The organism is Bacteroides caecimuris (assembly GCF_001688725.2).
Taxonomy (GTDB): Bacteria; Bacteroidota; Bacteroidia; order Bacteroidales; family Bacteroidaceae; genus Bacteroides; species Bacteroides caecimuris.
In genome coordinates, this window is the sequence record NZ_CP015401.2 from 4,092,014 (window position 1) to 4,111,474 (window position 19,461).

At 41.8% G+C, this 19,461-nt stretch carries 10 protein-coding genes; all 10 read right to left on the reverse strand.

Annotated elements, in window-relative coordinates; translation table 11 throughout:
• Window positions 1–100: 100 nt before the first annotated feature.
• The 10 genes from A4V03_RS17895 to A4V03_RS17940 all read right to left on the reverse strand — a co-directional run bounded on the left by A4V03_RS17895 (window position 101) and on the right by A4V03_RS17940 (window position 19,460).
• Window positions 101–1,492, reverse strand: a complete 1,392-nt coding sequence (locus tag A4V03_RS17895) for an FAD-dependent oxidoreductase (protein ID WP_065539789.1) — start codon at window positions 1,490–1,492, stop codon at window positions 101–103.
• Window positions 1,493–1,512: 20 nt separating this feature from the next.
• Window positions 1,513–3,546, reverse strand: a complete 2,034-nt coding sequence (locus A4V03_RS17900) for a hypothetical protein (protein ID WP_065539790.1) — start codon at window positions 3,544–3,546, stop codon at window positions 1,513–1,515.
• 173 nt (window positions 3,547–3,719) lie between these two features.
• Complete coding sequence (locus A4V03_RS17905; RefSeq protein WP_065539791.1) at window positions 3,720–4,823, reverse strand: glycoside hydrolase family 88/105 protein; 1,104 nt, start codon at window positions 4,821–4,823, stop codon at window positions 3,720–3,722.
• Window positions 4,824–5,162: 339 nt separating this feature from the next.
• Window positions 5,163–6,323 carry a glycoside hydrolase family 130 protein gene (locus A4V03_RS17910; RefSeq protein WP_065539792.1) on the reverse strand — a complete coding sequence of 387 codons (1,161 nt, stop codon included), beginning with the start codon at window positions 6,321–6,323 and terminating at the stop codon, window positions 5,163–5,165.
• A gap of 23 nt (window positions 6,324–6,346) precedes the next feature.
• Window positions 6,347–9,058, reverse strand: a complete 2,712-nt coding sequence (locus tag A4V03_RS17915; RefSeq protein WP_065539793.1) for a glycoside hydrolase family 2 protein — start codon at window positions 9,056–9,058, stop codon at window positions 6,347–6,349.
• 332 nt (window positions 9,059–9,390) lie between these two features.
• Window positions 9,391–11,121, reverse strand: a complete 1,731-nt coding sequence (locus A4V03_RS17920; RefSeq protein WP_065539794.1) for an endonuclease/exonuclease/phosphatase family protein — start codon at window positions 11,119–11,121, stop codon at window positions 9,391–9,393.
• A gap of 51 nt (window positions 11,122–11,172) precedes the next feature.
• Complete coding sequence (locus tag A4V03_RS17925; RefSeq protein WP_065539795.1) at window positions 11,173–13,044, reverse strand: hypothetical protein; 1,872 nt, start codon at window positions 13,042–13,044, stop codon at window positions 11,173–11,175.
• Between the two features lie 151 nt (window positions 13,045–13,195).
• Complete coding sequence (locus A4V03_RS17930; protein WP_065539796.1) at window positions 13,196–14,263, reverse strand: DUF4973 domain-containing protein; 1,068 nt, start codon at window positions 14,261–14,263, stop codon at window positions 13,196–13,198.
• Between the two features lie 24 nt (window positions 14,264–14,287).
• A complete protein-coding gene (locus tag A4V03_RS17935) occupies window positions 14,288–16,366 on the reverse strand; it encodes a RagB/SusD family nutrient uptake outer membrane protein (protein WP_065539797.1) in 2,079 nt (692 codons plus the stop codon).
• Between the two features lie 13 nt (window positions 16,367–16,379).
• Window positions 16,380–19,460 (reverse strand): SusC/RagA family TonB-linked outer membrane protein, encoded by a 3,081-nt coding sequence (locus A4V03_RS17940; RefSeq protein WP_065539798.1) that lies wholly within the window; start codon window positions 19,458–19,460, stop codon window positions 16,380–16,382.
• Between the last annotated feature and the right edge of the window lies 1 nt (window position 19,461).

The window sequence follows — 19,461 nt, forward strand, 5'->3', positions numbered from 1 at the left end:
ACGTCAGTTCGATATAAGTTCGCCACATGGCTTCCTGAAGGAGGAGAATCGAAAAATACAGGCTTATATCGAACTGACGTTAAATACCTCCTTCACGCATTTATAAAAAATATTGCCCCTCTTCTTTTAATCTTTTACGCAACAAAACAGTATCAATCTTATGGACGTCATTCTTTGTCTGTTTGATGGCATGCACAGCAGCCATTCCGGCAGCTTCACCCGTCACCAGACAAGGAGGCATTACCCGCAAACTTCCGAAAGCCTCTTCATCAGTAGAGATACAACGACCAGCCACCAACAGATTCTTTAATCCTTTGGGTGTCAGGCAACGATAAGGGATTCCATGCGACTCTCCTTTTTTATAACGTGTCGCTTTATGTCCCGGTTTATGGACATCAATATAGTAACAGTTACGTCCGATCTCATCTTCAAATGTTTTGCGTTCCAGCCAGTCTTGGAAAGTAAACGTATAATCCCCTTCGATCCGACGGCTATCTCTGACTCCCAGCAAAGAGGCGGTCTTCACTACAAAAGCACTGCCAAAAGCCTTGGGACGCACTTCTTTCAGTGCTTCCAAATATTGCTCTGCTATCTGCCTACCGGTTGCCATTGCCCGCGTAGTAGCCCACGGGTCGGTCGAATCAACATTATCAATATGCCCTGCATTGAACTGCACCACATCCGGACCAATCAGGTTACTATTGAAATGTTTACCTATCAATGGATATTTTCCGGACTTAATCACATCATAAATAGGACTATTCTTGTTACTCGTATGTAATGAAGGGCCTATGAGATTGTAATGATAGGTATCGACATTGGCAAACGAGAAACATAAAGTAGAACTTTGCACTACTCCATCCTCTCCTCCTTTTTTAAAGGAAGCACCTGCCCATGCAGCCACATCACCATCTCCCGTTGCATCAATAAAGACTTTCGCTTTAAAAGCGACAAGCCCGGATTTATTTGCCACAATGATAGCGTCTATTGTATCATTTGCTGACATTTCAACGGCTGCAACCCTCGAAAAGAAAAGAACCTGAGCTCCCGAATCAGCAACCATTTGATCATAAACCTGCATCAGATATTCGGGATTTATGTTCACCCAGTTCAATTTCTGTTTGCTCTCATGAGGTACTCCTTTTTTTGATGCCTCGAATACCCTTTCCGCCAATCCCCTATAAATGATTTTCTCACCATCCGAAAACGGGCACCATGCCGGAACCATCCCAGCAGTTCCCATACCACCGAGTTGCCCCATTGCCTCAATCAATAAAGTCTTAGCACCTTCCCTAGCTGCAGAAATCGCCGCGGTACATCCGCCCGGTCCACCACCGATTACAATAACATCCCATCGATCGTCCACCGCAATCTTAGTATTTTTCAGACGTATTTTAGACTGTGGGGTATCGCCATTCACATTAAAGGCAGGAACTGCAAAAGCAGCACTAAGCAACCCGGCTTTTTTAAGAAAATCTCTTCTAGACGTCATGACAAATCAATTTATTATAATTACTTTTTCATAAAAGTCTCTGCACGCCCCGGTGTAAACAGTTCCCACAAAGAAGCAACAGTCCATCCGGGTGCAAAAATATCATTATAGTATCCTTTACCATTCTTTCCGTAATCCCAACTTGTATGTTGGACAACCTCCGGATAATAACCTGCCTTTGCAATACCGCACATGTGTCCTTCATAAGGCAGCAACTGGCGCATAGAAGTTGAAATTACTTCTGCAAAATCTGAAAAGCGAGACTCGCTATACTCGTTCGACAGCCAGCGAAGTACGTCAGCAAATTCAAACACAAATACATCAATATGATTATTTTCTACTGAGACATTTCCCCAGCCACGTGTTTTCAAACCAATATCACCCAGCATCTGACCGGGAGCAAAAGGAACATCCCACAAATAATACCATGATAAGGCAAAATAAGCGGCTTGCTTCGTCAGGTCAGCATAATGTTTACGTTCCTCTCCCTTAGTGACCAACGAAAGATAATAAGTGGCGGTTGCCGCATAAAGTGAGGCTTCTTTATCTTCACAATTCGCATCAAGAGTAGATGAGAAATAATCTGCTTTAGAAATCAATTCTTTCTCCAGATAACCTGCAGTCCGCTTGGCACTATCCAAATAACGTTTATCCTTGAAATACTTATATCCCATCACCAAAGGCAATGTAGCAGAAGGAGTGCTTCCCCCACTTTTATCTACAATAGTGAAATCGTCGCGGAACTTGCGTGGAAAGCTGCCGTCGGCATTTTGTAATTGCAAGAACATATCCAGCATTTTCTTCAACCGCAGTTCCCACTCCGGATGTTTGCGTCCTTTTTCTTTTTCATAAGCCAGAAAGTGGAAGATTGCATAAAGCCCTTCTGACTGACGACGGATACTATGAACAGGATCTTCAAAATTCCTGTCAAAATTAACTGATTCCTTGAAAAAGCCTGCCTCTGTGAAACCATTCTTCAGGTAACTATCAAAGATTTTAGTACTATTAGCCTTCAAATCCTCCCGGTTACATTCCCAGCCATATTCCCAAGCATTGAATGCATTCAAAAGAACACGACCGATAAAACCGACCTCTGCCTGCCCATTACTTGCACATGCATCCGTCCTAAGATGTATGCCCGAATTATACACCAATGGATGTTTATCAACAAAACTACTTACAAAGAATTGACTAAGAGTCTGCTTCATATACTCAATTGAGTAGGGAGTATCAACAGGCTTGGGAGAATATGTGTCATAACAATATTCCCAAGTATGGCGCACAAAATCAGAATAGTCTTTGGCTTCACCCTCAGCTATTTGCCACGTCAACAAAATTGTTTCTCCCTTTTTCAGATGTTGATAAGCTGTCACAGCCGGGGCTAATGTCAATTTACGGATATAACTTTTCGGAGCCTCCCGGTAGGGGAAACCGAAGGAAAGAGTGGCAACGCCACCTTTATTTTCAAATCCGGTATACCCTAAGGATGTCTTATCCGAAAGAATGATTTCACCTTCGCGATGTGTAGCCAAAGTGGCATTTACAAACTTATCCAGTCTGTTGACCGTCATAAACCGTTGTTTTTTCTCACAATAAATTCCCGTAAGAGGTGCACTTAGCCTGTCTTCGCTTACAATCCAACTATCTGATGTATGGAATGAAGGAGCCTCTTTGGGTGAACGCAGATTACGTCGATACCAAAATCCCGGCATATAGAACAGGCAATCGTCATGACGGAAGCCGGTTGCCATCTGTTGATTGTAATTAAAATAGACATCTTCCAATGCAGTGATAGATACACTAATACGTAGTCCATCGTTACCCGTCACTATATTTTGAGACACAGTCAACGGCATCTTTTCCGAATTCTCCAAATAATAAGTGCCATTATTATTCTGCGATTTCTGAAAAGTCAATGGATAGTGTTTCGCTCTATTTCCTGGTACCTTCAAAGAAATAGATGCAGAAATCGATTCCGGCACATTATTAAAAGCCTCAGCCATAGTGGCACATGCCACAAAAGCCATCCCACAAAGTAAATATTTCAAACTCATATAAAACACGATTGCGAATCAGCCTGTCTGATTCCGTTTGTACTAAATTTTAAGCCAAAGTTAGGAAACATCCTTCACATTGGATAAAACAAATTGGGCTATAAATAAAAAAAATTATCCAAATCAATAGAAATATCTCCCAAAGCCTCAACTATTACTCAATACCGAAACGGTTATTTTTCCATTAGAGCGGCAGCACACCACAGATAAGGTCCCTGTCCATGATAATCACCTGTGCGGCGTGGACGGTCATAATAATACTGTTTACTGTTCTTCTTATTCGTACCCACGCAAATTTCTCTTACTTGATTGTTATCATTAAGATATGACACTAAAGCTATCCACGCCTTACGAGCAGCAGGAGCATATTCTTCAGCATTCAACCATCCATTCTTAACTCCTTTGATAAAAGCAAAAGTGAACATAGCCGAACCTGACGTTTCAGTCCAACAGTCAGACTGGTCTATCAACTGATTCCACAAACCTTCAGGGTTCTGATATTGCTTCAAGCTTTCCATCATCTTCCGATAGCCCTCTAAGATACGGGGACGGTCTTTATGGTTCTTAGGCAAACACTGAAGCAATTCTGTCATTCCGGCAGCCATCCAGCCATTTCCACGTCCCCAATAATAAGGTACATCGGGTGCATGATAGAAAAGACCGTTCGGACGTTGCAACTCGTCCAGATACATCACCATCTCTTTAGCTGCACGATCAATGTATTTTTTATCCTTCGTCACTTTATAAGCACGAGTCTGCACGATTGTAATCATATACATATCATCAATCCACAAACGTGTTTGCCAGGAATATCCTTTTTCAGCCCATTCCTTTTCTCCCTGATTCGCTTTTCGCGGGAGTTCCCATTGCGAGTCGGCGTATGGCAAGCCTAAATACCAATATTTCTTATCTTTTGTCAGCAGATACAATTCAAGAGGCAAGCTGCCGAACATATTCACATCAACGTGATTCATAATAGGTTGCAGCGCTTTCTCTTCGGTAAACAGATATTCAAACTTGTCTTGCAAACGATTGAGAAGTTCCTTATCTTTTGCAAGATAAGCATATCGCAAAGCCCCGTTCCAATAGAAAGTCTCCGGATAGCCAATCCATTTGCCGATATGGAGTGCATGTTTCTCTGTCAAGAAACGATAGGCCAACCGTTTACCAATTTCCTCCGGAGTAGTTCCTGCCGGAAAGTCCTTCAACATGCTCTTCTGAGCAAACATCAACTGAAAAGGAATCAAAAACAATAAGATCAATACTTTCTTATACATAATACTTCATTTAAAAATTTAAGTTGAAATTCATTCCGTGAAATTCATTCAACCCTTATATTTAACTCATCTATTTAACGTGAATATAAGTTCGCCCGCATGGCCTCCCCTCCTTCGGGAAGGAGGGGTGTCCGAAGGACGGGGTGGTAGGTAAATAAGTAGTCTGTTATTCAGCAATATATAGATTTGCAATTTCACCTACCACCTCCCCCTACGGGGACTCCTCCTTCCTGAAGGAGGAGAATCGTAATAGTACGGGCTTATATCGAACTGACATTATTCAACCCACCTACTCAACCCATCTTTGCTTTCAGCACTTTCCGTAGTACCGGCACCAGGCTATTTCACCTTTATCTTTTTCACCTTTATCTTTTTCACATCATCGCACACAGCGACCGCCACCTGCGAATCCGCACAACCATAATAAAGGTACAGCTTCTTCCGATGATAGGCAAGCCCCTCGATAAACACTGTTCCGTCTTTGTATTGCCCGCTCTTCTCAAAAGGAGCTTCGGGCACAAAGAAAGGCTTGTCCAAACGATCTAAAAGTTTACAAGGATCATCATTATCAAACAACATCTGCCCTGCGCAATAGGCACCGGCGGGATAATCCGTATCCCTGTCTTTTCCGGCATTCTTTCCATTATACAGAAGCACAATACCGTTCTTTGTACGAATGGCGGGAGGGCCGCATTCCGTCATCTGGCAATCAAAATGTCCCTTACGTGGCCGCGCCAGCTGCTTCAGTTCATTTTTTTCGTCCAACACCGGATACCAATCTATCAGGTTGTCCGAAGTAGCCGCATAAACAGCATACTCGCCCCAATACATGAAATATTTACCATCCACTTTATCAATCACCAATTTACTTCCTTTCAACTTTGTCAATACGGAAGCTGATTTGCAAAACAGATTGGCGAAACGTCCGTCATAGGCCTTTCCGAAAGCAAGTCCGTGTTTCGTCCAGTTCTTCAGGTCGCGGGAAGTGGCTACGGAGAGACGAGCTTTTTTCCGATTCCATGCCGTATAAAGCATCACGTAGAGTCCGTCTTCGGTCATTGCCACCCGAGGGTCTTCACAGCCCCCCGGATTGTCAAGGTCGGCAAACTCATCATCGGCGGGGAAGAGCACAGGGGCATCCAGTCTTGTCATCGTAACTCCGTCCTTACTTTCCGCATACCCAATGCGCGACGTTCTTTTGCCAATGCCTTGTGCCGAACGGTCTTCTGCCCGATAAAGCACTACAATTTTTCCGTCTTTCACAGTGGCAGCCGGATTGAAAGTGTCACTTTCTTCCCATTTTACCGGCTGTTTTTGCATTGGACAATGAAATTCGGTCGGTTGCGGAGATATGACAGGATTAGCTCCATCAGGGCGTACGAACGGACCGAGCACCCAATGTTTGTCCTGCGTTTCTTTGGGAGTAGTATCTAAAAAAGGGATATCAGTAAGTCCACAGACCGATACCATTATCGTACCTATGATAAGTTTAAATTTCATCTCAATACCTTTTCAATGATTAGTTACTTCAATTTATATTCCTGCTTATTTATGTTCCAGCCTTTCAGTGCCAACACAGCTCCATCTTTCAATTTTCCTTTGGCGGTTTCAATAGTAACTGTTTTCTTTTCGCCCGGCATCAGGGAGAAGAAATTGTCTGTATAGAATGACGGGCGTATCGGACTCATTTTTGAATTCAGAAATTGCAGCTGATTAAAGAAAGCAATCTGCCCGGAGGTATTTCTCAAAGTAATATCTACAAAGTAATTGTTATCGTCTTCTCTTACTTTATAGGTAAGTTTCACTTTTGCCTGTTTCAGTTTACTCAAATCTTCAAAACCTGAAGCTGCCGGACCGGTCAAAGTCTTGCTTCCTTCATATTTGTCATTGGAGCGCCAATAGAAATTGGAAGAAACATCTTTTCCCTTTTCATCTTTCAGAATCAGTTTAATAAAGTGAACTTGAGATATGTTTTCCGGGAAACGAATAGTCAACGCATCGTTTACCACTCCATCCGAGGGCAGATTAACCACTGCTGATTCTTCAAATACTTTCTTGCTGTCGATATCGTAAACCTGTGCTATCACTTTATAATCCTTAAATTCACGATAATAATCATTCACTACAGACACTGTATTTTTTAAATAGTCAAACTGTGCATGCAATGGCTCTAAAGAGTTGGCAGTATGATAAAGCGACGCTGTCGGTTCCAAAGACCAGTCCCACATACGGGAAGCCACTTGAGGCATAGAGCAGTTATGATACCAAAACAAAAGTCCGGAACAGAAACGATCACCATAATCCAGCTTATTGTAGTTCCATACTTCCCAAATGCTCTTCGAATTAATAGCTCCCAACAATTGCCCTTTCTGTGCAAACTCATCAATGGATGATGATTTTCCGTAGTTGTTCACCAAGTCTGTATACATCGTGCTCATCAGATGGAAACCATTTCCGTCCAAGTAGTCCCATACTTCTTTATTGATAGGCCAAAGATCTTTTTCATCCATCATTTCCCGGAGGATTTCCACAGTCGGAAGAGTCGGTGCACCGTATTCCGGATTAAATCCGTCTACACGGCTTCCTCTGGGAGAGGCCGTATTTTCATAATGCTGCATCGGATTTACCTGTTTGTAAGGACTGCCATCATGCACTCCTTCACATTCGGACTGCATCTGGAATCCACGTGTACCATCCAGTTTATTCAGTAATTCAGGAGTACCGGTAACTTCTGTACTCTCATTAGAAGCAACATAATAAGCCAAAGACGGATGATTACGGATACGTTTTACGGTAGATTCCACATTACTCATATAGAGACCCTTGTCATGCGGATGACGAGTGTCACCAGTCATCCAGAATTCTTGCCATACCAACAATCCCAATTCATCACACAACTGGAAGAAATAATCGGATTCTGCAATACCGCCTCCCCACATTCTCAGCAGGTTGACGCCCGACTGGCGGGAGTAGCGCAATTCAGCATAAGTACGTTCATTTGAAGTTCTCAACATGGCTTCCGGTATCCAGTTGGTGCCACGAATAAACAATCGTTTGCCATTCACATAAAAGACACGTGATTTATCGGGAGTCTTTCTATCCGAGACAATTTCACGAATACCGAATCTTGTTTTCACAGAATCACAATCTTTGCCATCGACTGATACTGTCAGCTTCAGGTCATACAGGTTTTGCGGTCCTTTATTGACAGGCCACCACAGTTTTGGAGAGTTAATAATCAGTTGCGGAAACTCTGCGGGGGAGAAGGTTGCTGTTTTTTCTTCTCCACGCATCAGTCGGAAGGTCTTTTCGAAAGTGATATTTTCACCCACAATTTCACCCTTCACCTTGCAACTGACTACCCGGTTACTGGTTGATGGATTGATAATTTCAACCGATACAGTCTCACGAGCCTGGTCATAATCGGGTTTTCGCAATTCAGATTTAACGAAAGGATGGCGTAATGCTACTCTGCCTGTAGCATAGAGGGAAATATTTTTCCATATACCTGTGTTACGGTCACGGATACCGTCCATAAAGGTAAAGTCCCAACCTACCGTCATCAACATGGTAGTATTCAAACCAATGTTACCGTTTCCACCGTTATGGAATTCGCCGGCTGCTCCCCAAGATTTCGGCTTCGCACTTCCGGGAACATCTACCGGATAGACCTTGATAGCCAGTCCGTTCTTCTCCCCGACTTTCACAAAATCCGTCACATCAATGTAATCCTGAATAAACATACCGTTTATTGTGCTTAACAGGTTGCCATTCACCCATACTTCTGCCCGGTAGTTGATGCCATCCAACTGCAACCAGACAGTCTTTCCCTTGAATGATTGGGGAACAGTAAAATCTGTACGAAACCAATAGGTGTAAAAGTCACGTCCGGTTTCAGAGATATCCGGTATCAATTTAGATTCAATCTTATTATTGATTCCATAATAAGGCTCTGGGTATTTTTGGTTATATACCAAAGAATTCAAAACTGTTCCGGGAACGATGGCCGGCATCCAATTGGCAGTTGCATAATTGGATAACGAAATCTTTTCTCCGGGATCTGTTGCATCTCCTGCTTTAATCATTTTCCACTGGTAGTCGCCCTGATGACCAATTTCAGAATCAAGCCAGATGCGTTGCGCATTTCCGATATTGTTTTTTTCATTCTGTGCTGTCACTACTACAGCAAAAAGTAATAATAAAATCGGGAAAAAAGTTTTAGCAATGTTGTGCATATTTGTACGTTACAATTTATTTGTTTATATAATCTTAAAAGTCTAAAAACGGATGAGGACAAAAATAGTGTTTTCTATCTGTCCGGCATGCTAAAAACAAGTCAATAAATGAAATTTGAGTCCCAAACTGCCATATATTGCCCATTTGAAAGTTATCTGGCAATAAACAAAAAGACATTGGTTAATCATTGGTTTGTCTATTACAAATAGTTGGCATGTCAGCTATTAATAGCTGAATTCTCGGGTATTAATACCTGACACGACAGGTATTAACACCCGAGACCTCAATAATTAACAGCCTGGAGACTCTCTAATTCCGGTACACCGTTCCGTCATTTTGTAAAGACAAATTCTGTCCGTAATCCCCGGTGATCGAACACTTCTTCGAAAGGTCCCCAATCAGGAAGAACGATATCCGATGTTTCCGTGTTCTCTCCTATTACCTGACAACTTTTCACTTCCATGCGGGGCGACAAGGTATAAAGAGTGAGGTCTAACCGGTCTTTGGTGTCTTTCTCGCTCGGACGCGGTGTCCATGTGAATCCCGGATGCGTCACAGGGTCCGGATGTATCGTCCGGTAGGCATCACCTTTTATGCCGCCTTCCCACAGGGAACGAGTGGTAGGCCACTGAACAACGTATGGGGCAAGACCTGCTGCCAAGGCTTCTTCCGTCCAGTCAAGCCACGATGGTTCGTTGAAGTCACCGGAGAGACAAACAAAAGGAGTGGTAGATGAATTAAAATCCTCCAGCAGTTTGTCCACCATGCCTTGACGGACTTCTTTATTGACTCTTACTACCTCGTCGACATTGTCCGTAGCGGGATATCCTCCATAGTCAATGCCGTTCAACTGATAAGGACCGTAAGGTTTGAAAGCGCCATGACAATTCATCACCAACACGACAATCCCCTCTCCTAAGTCGATATAAACACCATATTTGTTCGGTGTAATCCCCGAGAAAGGATAGCGCGATATAATGCTGCATTTTCCTTGTCCATTGTTGGAGTGAGTATGCACGTAAAGCCCCTGAGCCTGTATATCAGATTCGGAGAGATTACTGCATTCCTGCGCACAAAGCACGTCCACATCAATTCTATTGAAGTAATCCAACACAACGGAAGTCGATTTGCCCCATAAGTTTTGTGTAGCAAGTTTCAGCGTTCTGGGTGCTACATGTGTTGCCCAAGTAGCGGCAACTTTTCCGTTTGCGTCAGCAGACATTTCAATATAGTAAGTCTTTCCACTGCCTACATTCAGCGCCAACCCCACTGGTACCGTTACCCGTACGTCCTGTTCTCCAGAAATCGGATGAGTGATGTGCAGCGTAGCATTCACTCCAAAAGTTCCGGCACACATATCCGGAAGCATATAACATACATCCTCTTGGGGCGCACACTGATAGGTCTTTCGGGTGGCTACCGGAAGATTCTCATATTCACTGTAATGTTGAGGTTCGATATGGGCATAAGGAACAGAAGAAGCGGCATCTGCAAAAGTCACGGAGTTCACCGTAATATCCGAAGCCGTTTGCGGATCCTTTTGCAAAACAACCTTGGATGCACGCGGAGCAAGAGTAACCTGCACCGATGCAGACGCAGCAACTACACGAAGTGTACCATCTTTTTCATTCCCTCTACTGACAAGCATCGCCATCGGATCAGCTAACGGCAATTGAGGAGCATACGCTTCTAAATCCCAATAAGTCTTACCGGAAGCCAAGTCCGGGAATATGTTATCGGCTGTGGTGCACAAAAACAGGAATCGATAAACGACGCCTTTAGTTACAGAAACCTTTATTTCATTTGCTGCATCTCCTATACTTCCTGTTTTGTCAAACAGATAATTATATTGATCGTCAAAACAGAATATCTTCCATTTCATTCCGTCCAAAGACACAGAAGCCCTGGTGGAGGACATCGTTAGCCCTCCCTCCATATTCAGGCTGAAACGTATTTCTTTTGTGTCATCCTCCTTCTGCACATCACTTACATATCCTTCAGCACAAGCCGTGAATAAGCTGGAAATCATCAGGAGAATCACAAATAAAGTATTCTTTAGCATTGTCTTACAAATTTAATCATTGAATATATATCCTTTCGAGAATCCATATAATTATTCCCAACCGGCTTTATCACGGATACATCTATAGGGGATTCCGTAATCCGCCTTCACTGACCATTCACTATTAAATGTCTGGTCCTGTATAGTAAGGCCCGGCAGTTTGATGTTCACCCAAGCTACGTTCGGCCACGTACCATAACAAGCTAAGTCTTTCACATTAGGAGTAGCTTTATTGAATGGGTATCCCCCCAATATACGCAAATTAGTAGCCTCGCCGTCTTTATCGAACCAACAGTAAGTATATAAAGCCTCTGCCACTTGCGATTTAAGATGCTGTCCTACCCATAAAATATAATCTTTTGCCTCTGCATCATTCAGTGCTGTCCAGCCCTCGGGACAAAGATTCTTCGCCCCCTCATTACCCGTTTTACCTTTCATAGGAGTATTAAACGTGTAGCCTTCAGTTCCACAGAAATAAGCCTTATCCACAGTGTTATGCACAAGATAGGTGGACTGACGACAGTGAATCGGCGAATAGAGCTTCTCTCCCCACGATAGACAGGGAAGCGGAGTGCCCGGATACGGATCGGCAAACCCGATTACCAACAAGTTCTCATCTGAAACGGCTCCGTTAAGATGTGTGATAGCAAACTGACTTGTCTTCGCAGGATGTGCAGTCACCGTGTAAACAATCTCGTGACGATAAAGACCGCTACCTGCGTCTTTAGTAGATGAAGAAACGGTAAGCCATTTAGGTAAGCTTCCGTCATACGCAGCGTCCAATGCTGCTGAACTATAATCCGTAACAACACGTTTTATAGTATATGGCATTGCAGCATCAGCTGCAATCTTTACATAAGTCCCTTTAATATCTGTACCAGCAATGACAGTAGCTTTGTCATCCATTACAGAGATTCCGTCTTCAATCGTTACCCAATCAATTGAAGTACCGTCTTTCCATTCTTCTACTGAGATGTCGAAGCCTGTAGAACCGGCTATCTTTTTCGTATTAAGCTGATAGAGATAGTTTGCCTCCACATTGATATCAGCAGTAAGATTCAGATAAAGAGTCGGACCTTCCGTATTGGTATTGGCAAGTTTAGTGGTAGCCCATACTACTGTTTTTTCATTCTGCTCAAGAGTTGAAGTCAACTGAGTAGGATAAAGGTAGAAACTCTTCCCATCATTTGCTAAATCAGCCGCCGGTATTTCCAAAACATCAGCAGATATATTGCCTGCATTACCACTTACGTCACCGATGAATCCTTGCGTGTATCTATTTTTAATATATACCTTATCAATCACCAATCCCGATTCTGCTGGATCATTCAGCAAATCAAATCTGGCTACACGCCTTTTAAGTTTTACATCAACCTGATTGTTGGAAGATTCTACATCGGCAACTGTTACGTACTCCTTACCATCTGTTTTGACATTGGACATAACAAATGGAGGATTCAACTTACCACTCTCTGCAACAGTCTTACTATTCAGCAATTCATCGATTGTATTTGTTGCACTCAAATTAGGGAAGTTGTTCTCATCCTCACTCTCCACAATGATGAATCTCTTTTCTCCTCCAGTCGAAGAAGTTAACTCAACAGTATATGATCTTGTATCACCGTTTGCACTTACGGAAGCAGCTGCATAATTTAAGACATACCTTTGTTCATACTTACCTTCTTTGCTAAATTGATAAAAGGCTATTTTGTCATTAGTGCCTCCATTTTCGTTACCTACACCCACTGCCTTGGTAAGAAATGCACCCGGAGTATGGAGGTTGAATGTTATTTTAGCTTTGCCAGAAGGCTGGGGATCATCAGAGATCGGGGTTTCATCACTTTTTGAACAACCAACTAATAAAACGGTTGAGAATAAAGCCAGACAGATATAAATATTCTTTAGAATTTTGTAGTTTTTCATATGTAAACAAATTAATTACGCTCCTTATCCCAAAAGAGCCGTCTAAACCATTAATAAATCGTTTTGATAGTTTTAAAAAACTTGAGAGGCTGTACCCAATCCCAAATTTGAACACTGCCTCTCAATATTATATTCATTAATCAATAACCTATCAATTCCATTCGATTTGTTGGTCTTCGTCCGGAATCAATGTATTCAAGTCACGTTGCATACTTAATGTACCTTCTACTCTATATTTCATACGGTTGCCCGGACTAAGCGTATAGTCCTCAAATGAGTATCCCATAGACAAAGTGATATAAATATGCTTCAAATAAGGCTTCACCGGATCGTTCTCTTCAACAATTGTATAATATGGAGCTTCTTTAAATTTATCATCATCTCCTTCGCCCAGTAGCACAACTTTAAAGTTATTGCCATCCTCACCCCCGTTATCGGTCCACAGCCTTAGTTTCTTCTTCAACTCACTTCCTTCATTAAGCGGTTCATCCGTAAACTCCACATACAACTTATACTTTTTACGATCTAAGTAATTCACATCACGAACCCCCATGTAAAGCATAATAGTCTTCTCGTCATACACATAAGCTTTATGGGTAGCTAACATGAAATTATCCTTTTGATTCTCCAAAAAAATCTTTAATAAGCTACCATCATACGAACCGGAGTAATCATTGAACGGAATGATATTCAACAATGCTTTCCGATAATGCAGACGGTTATTCACCTGATAGTTATAAGATGGATCATCTTGAATAGTCAATGGTAGAATATATTTATCCGACATATCCAACGGTCTCGCATTGTTCTGCCCTCCTAGTGTGAAATCAACAGGTAACAGTGCTTCAGATTCACCAGCAGGAATTTCTACAGTTTCTGGTATGGAATAGTATTGTTGATCCAACAAATGGTAAAAAAGTTCCCGACGACGTTCACCAAAACGTTCCTGATTCAACACATCCAAAGTATCCTTATCAAGTGCTACATGAATAGTTCTTTCCTGTGCATTCATGGTTGAACCACTCAACAAAACCGGAAGCTGATAAGTCACCACTCCTCCTGGTTTGTAGCGTACATAAGTAGAAGTTACTCCTTCGTTATTAATCTCTGCTTTGAAAGATGCCAGCTGTTTGAATTGTTCATCTTCCCACTCATTGTTACATGAAGTGCAACATACTGCCGCCATCATGCCAATCAATAATTTACATATATTATTCATATTTTCTATCCAAATTTAGTAGGTTTATTCCGGATCTTTCCAGCCCGGATTCTGAATCATCCACATATTTCGTTTCATTATATTGTGATGGATTGGCCAAAACCACATCTTCGTAGTAAACATGGTAGGCAACGAAGTGACTTCTATCGGTGTATGAAAACTATCTGGATTTTCCGAAGTCAAATAGATATTACAACCATAAATGGGAAGAGCCTCTTCAACTGGAGCATCACACCAACGACGAATATCAAAGAAACGATGACCTTCTGCAAATAGCTCAATCTGACGTTCTCGTTTTACTTTAAAACGGAACTTCTTTACATCATTGTACACCTCATAATCCGGCAATCCGGCACGAATACGAATAGGCTGAATGCCTTCCTTTAAAGCTGTTGCCGAACGTGTGATAGTATACATAGTCTCACCATTCCAAGAAGGAATCTCATAAGAACCCTCGACCTCATTCAGTGCTTCTGCATAATTCAACAGAATCTCTGCATATCGAATGTCCGGAGCGTACTTTTGAACTACACGACTTACGTCATACGATTTCTCAGAATCTGCTAAATCCTTCGGATGTACAAACTTCTTAATACCAATACCTGTACTCAAATAATTGGTACCTGCTTTGTAACCATCTTGAGCATCTCTATAGTAGAAAATAGGAACGTTCGTTTCTTCTTTATCCTCTGCACTTGCATTCAACATATGCCATACACTACCATTGTAGGCTACTGATGCATAGAAACGAGGTTCACGGTTCGCATACTGTTTAGAAACACCTTTTCCCAATGGACCTAATTCAGGATAATTAGACAATTCAGACGTTTCAACCACCCCTGAAACACGTGGCTGTTCATTGTAACGGCTTGGGTCGGTATATCCTTCCATTCCCTTATACATAGAATTCATACCCGGACAATCGCTACCATCTTTCATATAATAAGCATCACATTGTTTCTGTGTCATGCCATGGCAGTTATATCCGCCTCCTTGTGAACGGGGCAACTGATGGATAACCATTACCCTGATATTCTCAGCACCCTGATTGACACCTCTGGTAAATATAATTTCATCATTATTGTATGCACCCACTTCTCCATCAAACAAAGAACGGTATGATTCGAACGGATCAATATTTTTCCAACCATAAGGCCAATCCTGAGAATGGAAAGTTCCATTATCGTCCGGCGGAGTAATAGTTGTCGGGTAAGCCATATCATCACTTTCTCTTTTATAAGCAACATACAATTGATACCGTTTCAATTCCATCACATCCTTAGCAGCAGCTACTGCTCTTGCCCACTTCCGATTGTCGTATGTATCAGACAGTAACTTACGCCCGCTTTTATCAACCAATGCATCGATCACCTCTGATGGTGCTTGTCCGTTATATAAAGGACTTGCTGCATATAAAAGCACACGTGAACGAAGTGCCAATGCTGCACCACGTGTAGGACGCACAATATTTTGTACGTCGCGCTCGTCATCTAACATCGTAGCCGCCTTCACCAATTCCTCGGCAATGTAATCCGCACATTCATCATACGTACTCCGAGGATAAGCTATTTCATCATACTCTTTCGTATAATCCACTCCTTCATCCGGAATAATGGGGACCGGACCGAAGGAACGAATCAACATCCAATAAAAATACGCACGCAAGAAATGAGCCTGCCCTTTCATATCCGTAATCTCAGCTTCAGTAAGCTCTTTATTGCCATCCACGTTATGAATAAAAATGGAGACGTGACGAATCGCCTGATAAGCGGCCTGCCATATATACAAACTGTTTCCACTACCTAATCCTTTTTCCGTATAATTTCCACCCTTCCAGTCTACATAATTCAAATCTATGTAGTACATATCATCTGCAAAGTTGAAAGTAGTGTTCTTCTTGCTATTCACTTGTTGCAGATAATCGTGATTCATATAAGCGTATCCCTTTGCCAACCATTCATTGGTATAGTCCTTACTCTGAAACACATTTTCAATGTTAACACGTTCCTCAAAAAGGTAGTCTGAGTCCAAATAATCGGCACATCCGACAACCATGGTACTCACACCTAATATAAAACCTAAGTTTATGATAAGTTTCTTCATTTTCTGTTCTTGTTTATAGATTAACTGATACGCCTAACGAAAGCGTCTTGTTCAACGGGTATTTCTTTCCGTCCGAACTTCCCAATTCCGGATCCCAATATTTAAACGGAGAGAATGTCAGCAAGTTGGTTCCGATAAAGAAAACACGTACTTGATTCAAATGAATCTTATTAACCCAAGCTTTCGGAAAAGTATAACCGATATCCAAAGTCTTCAGACGAAGATAAGAGCCATCTCTCAACCAATAATTAGATTCTTGATAGTTATTTGAATTATTACCATAAGTCAAACGTGGGAATTCCGCATTCGGATCTTCATTCTCTCCCAAAATCCAACGGTTGCTTTCTGCCATTTCCTTCAAAACATTTCCCCAACCGTCACCACCTTGGAACATAAAGACAGTTGTACCTTTGACAAAGAAAGACGACTTGCCAGCTCCCTGGAAATGAGCATTGAAATCCAATCCTTTCCATTTGGCCGAAAAGCCAAAGCCATACACCAAGTTAGGACGAGTAGTAGCACCGATAGCAACCCGGTCATTTGAGTCAATTATACCATCACCATTAACATCTTTATATTTGATATCACCGGGCATCACCTCACCAAAGGTTTGCTTCGGACTATTTCTAATTTCTTCATAGTCTTTAAACAACCCTAAAGCAATAAGTCCTCTTGCCTGATTAACACGATGTCCTTGCGCCAACTTATATTCGTAAATCGTATTTTCTTCATCTTTTTCTATCACTTCATTCTTGCTGTAAGTAATATTACCACGTAAAGTAAAATTCACTTTACCAATATTATGTTTGAATGCAAAATGACCATCAAATCCTTTTGCCTCTACAATACCAACATTTGCTTTTGATGCATCGCCAATTCCCACTTCATAAGGGATATATGAACGAGTCATATAAATACCATCACGACGTTCTTTAAAGTAGTCAACCTCACCAGTCAATTTGTCATTAAAGAAAGAAAAGTCAATACCCAAATCTTGTTTGGTAGCAACTTCCCACGAAATGGCAGGAGAAGCCACTGTTGAGTAATATTTTCCATTCCACAATTTTTCTCCAGTTCCTATATCCTCAAAATGGTAAACATTATTATCAGTCGCTATCGAATACAAATAGGGGAAACGTACTCTTTTATTGCCTTCATATATAGCATCATTTCCAGTCTTTCCATAAGAATAACGGATTTTCAACATATTCAGCCACTTTCCGGCAATCTTTTTCATGAAAGGTTCCTCAGCCAGATTCCATGCACCGGAAATAGCTGGGAAGAATCCGAAACGATGATCTTTGTGGAAATTCTCCGAACCGTTGTATCCAAAATTAAAATCAATAAAATAACGATAATTCCAGTTATAGTTGAAACGTCCGGCTATTCCCTGATTACGATAAGGAATACCATTCTTCAAGTCTGTACCTATATTTTGAGTAAAAATCTTAGAAGCCTGTGTATACTTCAAAACACCTCCAACATGATGAGTTTTGAAAGCACGACTATAGTGCAGTTCCCATTCAAAGAACTCTCTCTTTTCTCCTTCCGAATTGGAAGTTTGCGACATCACTTTCTCGTCTCTGATTTTCGTGAAATTCAATGTTCCGTCCGGCTGACGATAACGGTCGGCCTTATAAGCAGCCGGAGATTTATAACGTTTAATCCAATTGGAGTTATACGTATCATATCCGAATCTACCTACAAAACGCAATCCTTTGGTTACAAAATCCAATTTCTGTTCCAGCGTAAGACTGGTTTGAATATTATTCTTCCAACTTTCATTATATCCGGATTGTGTAGTCATTACCCAAGGATTCATATTATCATCCTTATCTGCCCATCCCGGGATTTTTCCATCCGAATATTCTGCTGGCATCATGATAGAATTATATCCCATCAATACAGTCCACAAATTATCTGTACCACTACCAGTATCATTCTGTTTACGTAAAGAACCGGACACACCAACCTTCAACAAAGTCGTTTTCGTAATATCAATATCCACATTCATACGGTACGTCCACTTTCTGAAATGTGCGTTTGTATTATAATCCTTAAGGCTTTTGTCGGTCTTATACATACCTTGTTGATCCTGATAACTTCCGGAAACAAAGTAACGCGCTGTTTTACCGCCACCACGCATATTCAATGTAGCACGTGAACTCCAAGCACCGTCACGCAATACCATATCCATCCAATCTACATCCGGGAAACGGTCCGGGTCAAGTTGTGTACGAAACAGTTCCAATTCTGATGGCGAGTATAAAGCCTCTTGATTTCTTGTCAAACGAGCTTCATTAGCCATAGAAGCGTATGTGTAGCCGTCTACAAATTCCGGGGCCTTCGTGAAAGTGCTATAGAAGCCTTCAACCTTTGCGTTAATATTGATTTTACCTTCCTTACCACGTTTTGTATTAATCAAGACTACACCATTAGCTCCTTTACTTCCATAAATGGCCGTTGCAGAAGCATCCTTCAACACTGTAAATGATTCAATATCTTCCACGCTCACTTCATCAATGTCACGTTCGAATCCGTCTACAAGTACCAATGCGGCCGTATTAGCACCAAAAGTGGATATACTACGAATCCAGAACTCGGACACACTACCTGGTCGTCCGGAAGTTTGCATAGCCATTACACCCGGAACAACACCTGCCAATCCATCCACCACAGAAGTGGAAGGAACTGACTTCAATGCATCTACATCCACATTGGTTATGGCACCGGTCACCGCTATCTTCTTCTGTGCTCCCGTACCTGTAATTACGACTTCGTCAATAACCGTATTTGACGATTCTTTCATCTTTATATTGATGGTTCGTTGTTCTTTTACCAATATCACCGCTGTTTCATACCCTACATACGAGAATACAAGCCTGTCATAAGCAGATGCTTTTATCTTGTATTGACCATTTATGTCAGTGATGACACCCAATCCTGGCATATTCTGTATTGCAATATTCACACCAATCAAAGGTTCCTTATTCTCATCGGTCACCACTCCGGTTATCACTGCACTTTCCTGCGCCCAAACGGTTATGGAAAAGAGCAGCAATAACATACATGCAATTAAATTTTTACTCCTCATA

Bases quoted from the DNA above. Each gene is read 5' to 3' on its own strand.
- A4V03_RS17915 (WP_065539793.1), bottom strand. From the start codon at position 9,058: ATGCACAACATTGCTAAAACTTTTTTCCCGATTTTATTATTACTTTTT.
- A4V03_RS17905 (WP_065539791.1), bottom strand. From the start codon at position 4,823: ATGTATAAGAAAGTATTGATCTTATTGTTTTTGATTCCTTTTCAGTTG.
- A4V03_RS17900 (WP_065539790.1), bottom strand. From the start codon at position 3,546: ATGAGTTTGAAATATTTACTTTGTGGGATGGCTTTTGTGGCATGTGCC.
- A4V03_RS17920 (WP_065539794.1), bottom strand. From the start codon at position 11,121: ATGCTAAAGAATACTTTATTTGTGATTCTCCTGATGATTTCCAGCTTA.
- A4V03_RS17910 (WP_065539792.1), bottom strand. From the start codon at position 6,323: ATGAAATTTAAACTTATCATAGGTACGATAATGGTATCGGTCTGTGGA.
- A4V03_RS17925 (WP_065539795.1), bottom strand. From the start codon at position 13,044: ATGAAAAACTACAAAATTCTAAAGAATATTTATATCTGTCTGGCTTTA.
- A4V03_RS17895 (WP_065539789.1), bottom strand. From the start codon at position 1,492: ATGACGTCTAGAAGAGATTTTCTTAAAAAAGCCGGGTTGCTTAGTGCT.
- A4V03_RS17940 (WP_065539798.1), bottom strand. From the start codon at position 19,460: ATGAGGAGTAAAAATTTAATTGCATGTATGTTATTGCTGCTCTTTTCC.
- A4V03_RS17930 (WP_065539796.1), bottom strand. From the start codon at position 14,263: ATGAATAATATATGTAAATTATTGATTGGCATGATGGCGGCAGTATGT.
- A4V03_RS17935 (WP_065539797.1), bottom strand. From the start codon at position 16,366: ATGAAGAAACTTATCATAAACTTAGGTTTTATATTAGGTGTGAGTACC.